General features: G+C 61.4%; 6 protein-coding genes. 4 read left to right on the plus strand and 2 right to left on the minus strand.

What is annotated here, in order from left to right:
• Positions 1-20: 20 nt before the first annotated feature.
• Positions 21-1,958, minus strand: coding sequence for a TAT-dependent nitrous-oxide reductase (nosZ, locus tag PSV33_RS07410; RefSeq protein ID WP_300560260.1), 1,938 nt, complete (start codon positions 1,956-1,958; stop codon positions 21-23).
• Positions 1,959-2,172: 214 nt separating this feature from the next.
• Between nosZ and PSV33_RS07415 the strand changes: the two genes are divergently transcribed.
• The 3 genes from PSV33_RS07415 to PSV33_RS07425 all read left to right on the plus strand — a co-directional run bounded on the left by PSV33_RS07415 (position 2,173) and on the right by PSV33_RS07425 (position 5,007).
• Positions 2,173-2,577, plus strand: coding sequence for a c-type cytochrome (locus tag PSV33_RS07415; protein ID WP_300560262.1), 405 nt, complete (start codon positions 2,173-2,175; stop codon positions 2,575-2,577).
• Between the two features lie 19 nt (positions 2,578-2,596).
• Entirely contained in the window at positions 2,597-3,622 is a 1,026-nt protein-coding gene (locus PSV33_RS07420; RefSeq protein WP_300560264.1) for an FAD:protein FMN transferase, read from the plus strand.
• Between the two features lie 386 nt (positions 3,623-4,008).
• Positions 4,009-5,007, plus strand: coding sequence for a tripartite tricarboxylate transporter substrate binding protein (locus PSV33_RS07425; RefSeq protein ID WP_300560266.1), 999 nt, complete (start codon positions 4,009-4,011; stop codon positions 5,005-5,007).
• Positions 5,008-5,090: 83 nt separating this feature from the next.
• Here the strand turns inward: PSV33_RS07425 and PSV33_RS07430 are convergent, their stop codons facing one another.
• Positions 5,091-5,639: a C40 family peptidase gene (locus PSV33_RS07430; protein ID WP_300560268.1), complete on the minus strand. Its 549-nt coding sequence runs from the start codon at positions 5,637-5,639 to the stop codon at positions 5,091-5,093.
• Between the two features lie 236 nt (positions 5,640-5,875).
• On the opposite strand from PSV33_RS07430, the gene PSV33_RS07435 reads away from it, so the two are divergent.
• Positions 5,876-7,021, plus strand: coding sequence for a PQQ-dependent sugar dehydrogenase (locus tag PSV33_RS07435; protein WP_300560270.1), 1,146 nt, complete (start codon positions 5,876-5,878; stop codon positions 7,019-7,021).
• The last annotated feature ends 104 nt before the right edge of the window (positions 7,022-7,125 follow it).

Below are 7,125 nucleotides of genomic sequence, written 5' to 3' on the forward strand. Positions count from 1 at the left end.
GTTGCCCCATGCAGGTTCGATCAGGCCTCAACGAGCATGCGCGAGCGCATTTCAAGGTGCAACGCGTGGCAGAAGTTGGTGCAGTAGCACCAGTACACGCCAGGCTTGTCCGCAATGAACGTGACCGACTTGGTCTCCTGCGGGTTCACGATAAAGTTGATGTCGTACTTGGGAATCGCGAAGCCGTGCGTCAAATCTTCCACCTTGTCGAGATTGGTCAAGATGATGGTCACCTCATCGCCACGCTTGACGGTCCACTCACGCAGGCCGAAGGTAGGCGCCTGGGAGGTCAGGTAAACGGTGACCTTTTTGCCCTTGCGCTCCACGCGGCATTCCTTCGCATCCTTGACGGCGTTAGGGAACTCGTTGATGTCGTACACCTGGCGCGTACGAATCAGGTTGCGAGGGATGATGATGGAGTCGTGCGGCTCGGAATACACCGAGTGGTCCGCCACCAGCTTCATCTTGTCGCCGCTGATGTCAATCAACTGCGCCGTCTCGGGGTGCAGGGGGCCCACAGGCAGGAAGCGGTCCTTGGAGAACTTGTTGTCCGACAGGAAGTACTTGCCATCGGCATTCTTGGTTTCACCCATGGAGGTGAAACCGTGACCAGGCTGGTACATCACATCGATGCGGTCCACGACTGGTTTGGCGGTCTTGTCACCCTTGTAGGACTTGATGGCTGCCTCCACATTCCACTTGACGATCTGGCTGTCCAGGAACAGCGTGGTGTAGGCGTTGCCACGGCCGTCGAAGGCGGTATGCAACGGGCCCAGGCCGATTTCAGGCTCGGCCACCACGGCTTCGCGGGCATCCTTGAGTTCACCGTCAAACCACTTGAGCACCAGTGCGTGTTCGATCAGGGTGGCCGTGGGCGACAGCTTGCCCGAGCAGGCGTAGTACTTGCCGTCCGGGCTGGCGTTGACACCGTGCGGGTTCTTGGAAACCGGCACATAGCAGGTCAGCGCGGTCTTGGGATCCGCATTGCCAGCTTTGCTGCCATCGACCACCGGCACCTTGGAGCTGCCATAGGTCTTGAATTTTCCGGCTTTCACGGCCGCTTCGATGCGGGCCACGTTGAAGAATATGCACGAGTCCATCTCTGCGGACATCATGTCTTCGTAACGCGCACCGTTTTCGGTGTTGTACTGGTTGGAGCAGGCGAGTTTGCCGTCGTACGACGAGGCCACCAGATCGCAATTGCCGTCAATCACCACCTGCCAGCGCACTTCCATTGATTCCGCATCCACACAGCTGAAGACCGAGCGGTAGTCCTTCGTGGCTTCCATGTTTTTGCCATCATTGACCAGAGGGATGCTGAATTCGCCGCCACAGAACACACGCGTCGTATGGTTGATGGCTGCGTCCACCGGGTCACGTTTGTCCGGGAAAATACCGTGGAAGCCTTGCACAAGGGGCAGTTCGGTGATCTTGTCGGTTTCCATCGTATCCATGCGGATGCGCGCGATCCGACCGTGAATCTTGTCGTTGACAAAAATGTACTTGCCGTCGTACGTGCCGTCCTTGTACGAAGGATGCACGTGGTGCGTGTCCCCCGTGCGGTACTTGGGGCTGCCATCGGGCTTGGTGCCGATAATTTTTTTCGATTCGTTGGTGATGCCCCAGCCAACGAGGCAATCCATGTTGAAGACCGGAATGCTCTTGAACAGGCGGCCGGAGGGAAGGCCATAAATACGCACGTCGCCGGAGTGACCGCCGGAGGAGAACGAGTAGTAATCGTCGAGTTGGCCGGGGGCCACTTCATACTTTCCAACCTCGGAGCCAGCATTCGCGACGCGAGCGGCGGTGGATGCGGCTGGTGCGGCTGCAGGACCCGCAGACTTGTCGTTGCAAGCGGCAACGCCGACCGTCAGGCCAGCGAGTGCGGCGGTGTTGATGAACTTGCGGCGCCCGATCACGCTGAGTTGTTCGGACGGTGTACCTGATTTCTGGCGCATGAGAAATTCCTAATAAACAGAGATGGGACCTTGACGCCCCACGATGCACTTACGTTGATGACAGCCCCTATGGTTTATCGAGGAGACGTTCGCGGCGTTGACATACATCAAAGGAGTACGCGGAATACATTTTTTGGTACAAATGGGCCGCACGGAAACACTATTTGGCCGACACGACGCCTAAAATGAATTGCATATTCCAACGGAGTTCCTTATGTACACACCCATCAATGCGTTTGCGATCGCCGCGCTCGTTTTTTCTCTCACCGCTTGCGGCGACAAGAACCAGGGCAATACGGCAGCAGTGCCAAACACTCCAGCGCCGGCCGCTGCACCTGCAGCACCTGCTGCACCGGTTGCCGAGAACACGGTGGGCAAGTCGGTGTATGGCAAGACCTGCGCGCTGTGCCATGCAGCCGGCGTGGCCGGAGCACCCAAACCGGGCGACAAGGCTGACTGGGGCCCGCGCATCGCCCAGGGCCTGGATGTCCTGCACAAGCATGCCCTCGAGGGTTTCACTGGCGCGAAGGGGCAGATGCCCGCACGCGGCGGCTCGACCACGCTGTCCGACGACGATGTCAAGGCCGCGGTGGCCTTCATGGTCGATCAGTCCCGCTGATCTGTCTGGAATCGATCCCATGCGTTCTCCCGGCTCTGACGCGGTGCACCTTGGCCGCCGCAGCGTAGCATTCGGTTTACCGCTTGCCGCCTGCGGCCTTTTCATTGCGCCGGTGCAGGCCGCAGCCGGTGTTCACCAGTTCTCACAGGTGCTGATGGGGACACAGGTTGACCTGACGCTGCAGGGCGGCGACCGTGCTGCCGTGGCAGCGGCAGCGCAGTTGGCGTTCGCGGAGATGGCGCGGCTGGCCGACATGATGAGCCGCTACCGCAGTACCAACGCGCTCAGTGCCATCAACCTGATGGCAGGTCTGCAACCGGTGACCGTGCCGCCCGAATTGCTTCAGGTGTTGCTGATGGCGCGCCGCGCTGCGCAGGCCAGCGGCGGTGATTTCGACCCCACGGTGGGCTCACTGCACGACTGGAACTTCGATCCCGCCAATTTTTCCATTCCGTCGGCACACCGCATTTCGCAGCAGTTGAGTCTGGTTGGTCACAAGGGCATGGTGATCGATGAGCGTGCCGGCACCGTCTACCTCTCGAGGCGCGGCATGCGCCTGGATCTGGGTGGCATCGCCAAGCTTCCCATTTTGCAGGCGGGTATGCAGCAGCTGCATCGCCATGGCGTGGCCGATGCCATGATCAATGGCGGTGGGGATGTGCTGGTGGCGGGCCAATTGAACGGCAAGCCGTGGCGGGTGGGCCTGCGTGATCCACGGCAGCCCGAACGATTGCTTGGTGCAGTCTCGCTGAACCATGGCTTTGTTGCGGCATCAGGCGACTACGAGCGCTTCGTGATCCATCATGGCAGGCGCCTGCACCATATCCTCGATCCAAAGACCGGGTACCCGACCAAAGGGCCTCGCGGCGTTGTCCTGATCGCAGACGACCTGGACGCGATCAACGGCCTGGGGGCAGCCATCATGGTGGCAGGTGCTGCTGCAGGACGGGCGCGGGTAACGAAGGTTCCGAACCTGGATGCGCTCATCGTCGATGCAGACGGCAGCCTTTGGCGTTCACCTGGGATGGCAGCACGCCTGGCCTGAGGTCGGCAGCTTTGCGCTGAAAAATCAGGCGTCCGAATCTGTTGGGAATGCGGACCTCCCTGAGGCGTATCTGTTGGCGATGCAGTTCATTTCTGAAATTCGCACACGGATTTTGCTTGCTGCCATCTTCAGGGCTGACACCGCGCGTCGGGTGTCCAGCCGCGCGACGATCTAGTCGATGTCCATACCGTTGGCGCTCATCAAGACTTGGCCTTTCGCCTGGGCTGGGTCTGGTCTGATTTTCTGGGGCAGCTGTTCCGTTTTGCAGACCTCCGGGTGTCGCGCAGGTGTCCATCCGGGCCTTGCCGACGCATGTCTTCGGGGGCAAACCCGGTGGCTGCTGTCCGGACTGACGCCCAGAATGAAGGACACCCTCTGGAGAAATCATGTCTGAACCCACGTCCCCACGCACCTTGTCCCGCCGCCGTTTCAATCTGGCCATCACGGCCGGTGCGGCCACTGTCTGCGCACCCCTGCTGGCCCAAAGCGCCTGGCCGAACAAGCCGATCCGCATCATCGTGCCCTACACGCCCGGCGGCTTCACCGACCAGATGGCGCGCATTGTGCAGGTGGGCCTGCAAAACCGGCTGCAGCAAACCGTGACTATCGACAACAAGCCGGGTGCCAACAGCATCATCGGCGTGGACATGCTGGCCAAGGCCCCGGCCGACGGCAGCACCTTTGCCGTGGTGATTGCCGCCTATGCAGCCAACACAACGCTGTATCCCAAGCTGCCCTACGACCCGCGCAAAGACCTGACCGGTGTGTCCCTGATGGGGGTGTCGCCGCTGCTTGCCGCCGTCAACAACGACGCACCCTTCAAGACGACGAAGGAGCTGATCGACTATGCGCGCGCCCACCCCGGCAAGGTCAGCTTCGGTTCTTCCGGCAACGGCTCAGCCGCCCACCTGACCAGCGAGCTGCTCAAGTCCATCACCAAGACCTACATGGTGCACATTCCCTACCGAGGCGCGGTGCCAGCCCTGACGGATTTGATAGGTGGGCAGATCCAGCTGTTTTTTGATGCGCCGACCGGGCTGATCAATCAGGGCAAGGCGGGCCGCGTGCGGCTGATCGGTGTTGCCAGCGACCGCCGCCTGCCGGCGGTGCCGGATGTTCCGACCTTCATCGAGCAGGGTTTTGCCGGCTTCACCGGCAGCACCTGGGCCGGCATGCTGGCACCAGCGGCCACCCCGAAGGACATCGTGCGGCGCATGTCGGACGAGGTCGGACGCATCATCCGCAGCGATGAAACCCGTGCACGGCTCGATGCCATGGGAACCTTCGGCGCAGGCGGCACGCCAGAGGAGTTCGACGCATTCATTGCGCTGGAAACGACCAAATGGGCGAAGGTGATCCGGGAGGCCGGCGTCAAGGCCGATTGAAGCAGACCTGCCGAAGAACGGAGCCGGCAGGCAGAAAAGGCGGAAAGAAGAAGGCGCGTGCGAAAAGGGCCGCGGGCGGCCGCTTATTCGCCAGACGCGTTGGTCTGTGCGCTGGCCTGGACCCGGCGCGCACCGTCGAAGCGGCGGGCCCAGTAAGAGACGCTGAGGCTTTCAACACGCACTTCGGCGCCGGGCTTGGGTGCATGGATGAATTTACCCTCGCCGACATAAATGCCGACATGGCTGAAAGCCCGCTTCATGGTGTTGAAGAACACCAGGTCGCCGGGCTGCAACTCGGTTTTGTCGATGTTCTGCGTGGCCGCGGCCTGTTGTTCGGCGCGGCGCGGCAAGACCAAGCCCACGGTCTGCTCGTAGATGGCTTTCACAAAACCGCTGCAATCCACCCCGGTCTCGGCGGTGTTGCCGCCACGCCGGTAAGGCACGCCCAGGAAGCCCATGGCGTTGACCACCAGCTCGGAGGCCTTGTGGCTGACCGACTGCCGCACCTGGTCCATCCTGGTGAGCAGGCCCTTGTCGGCGAGGAACTTGTCCATGTCGTCACCGGAATGGCCTGGCGCCGCTTGCACGGTCGAAGCCAGCAAAAGGCAGGTGAGGAGCAGGGGGATACGCATGGCCGCAAGGGTACTTGAAGGACAAGTCCTACGTCAAGCTAAAGTTTTTTCTAGATTGCGGTGGTAAGCCATTGATTTGTAACGATATACGACAACAACTGCGTTTTTCGGAGAAAACTCAGGTATTCCTCAGGGAAAACCCACAGAACGATACCGGCATGGCGACAGTGGCATATTGCGATAGGGTCCGGCGCCGTCGCTGGCGCGGATGTTTTGCCTGAATCAAGGAGAGAAATATGCACCTTTCCCTTATGCCTGTTGTTTTGTGCGCTACTTTTTTGGTAGCGTTGTCGAGTGCGGAGGGGCAGGCGCAGACCGTGCGGCCCGAGGCCGTCGCCACAGGCTTGCAAAACCCCTGGGGCCTCGCATTTTTGCCGCAGGGCCGCTTCCTGGTGACGGAAAGGCCCGGCCGGCTGCGGGTGGTGGAGCCTGACGGCCGGCTCGGACCGCCGTTGCCCGGTCTGCCCGCCATGGACGCCGGTGGACAGGGTGGCCTGCTCGATGTCATCACGGATGCCGGGTTTTCGGCCAACCGCAGGATCTACTTCTGCTTTTCGGAGCCGGCCGCCTCGGGCGGCGGCAACAGCACGGCGCTGGCCCGCGCCACGCTGGCCGCTGACAACAGCCGGATCGAAGACGTGCAGGTGCTGTTCAGCCAGCAGCCGAAGTTTTCCAGCAGCGCGCATTTTGGCTGCCGCATTGTCGAAGCCCACAAGGACGGCAAGCCCGATGGCACGCTGTTCCTGACCCTGGGCGACCGCTATTCACGCATGCAGGACGCGCAAAAACTCGACAACCACCACGGCAAGGTGGTGCGCATCAACAAGGACGGCAGCGTTCCGAAAGACAACCCTTTTGTCGGGCGGGCCGGGGCCTTGCCGGAAATCTGGAGTTACGGCCACCGCAACATGCAGGGCGCAACCCTGGCCCCTGACGGCAGCTACTGGACCCACGAACACGGCCCGCAGGGTGGTGACGAAATCAACCTGCCGCAGCCCGGCCGCAACTACGGCTGGCCGGTCATCACCTACGGCGAAAACTACGGTGGTGGCAAGATGGGCGAAGGCATCACCGCCAAAGCCGGCATGGAGCAGCCGCTGCATTACTGGGTGCCGTCCATAGCCCCGTCGGGCATGGTGTTTCTGACCAGCGATAAATACGGCAAGGCCTGGCAGGGCAACCTGTTTGTCGGCTCGCTCAAGTTCGGCTACCTCAACCGCATCGAACTGACCACGCCTTTCCAGGGCAAGGTGGTGCGCGAGCACAAGCTGCTCGAGGGCGGCGGTGAACGCATTCGCGATGTGCGGCAGGGACCGGACGGCCTGCTCTATGTGCTGACCGACAGCCCGCGCGGCCGCCTGCTGCGGCTGCAGCCCGGCTGATGCAGGACCTGCCTCTATAGAATGGGTGCTTCTTCAGCCCCCCAGTGAGCCCGCGTGTCCGAACGATTTGAAGTATTTTTGCAATACCTCCTGCCCAAGCAGGC

The organism is Polaromonas sp. (genome assembly GCF_029945895.1).
GTDB lineage: Bacteria > Pseudomonadota > Gammaproteobacteria > Burkholderiales > Burkholderiaceae_C > Polaromonas.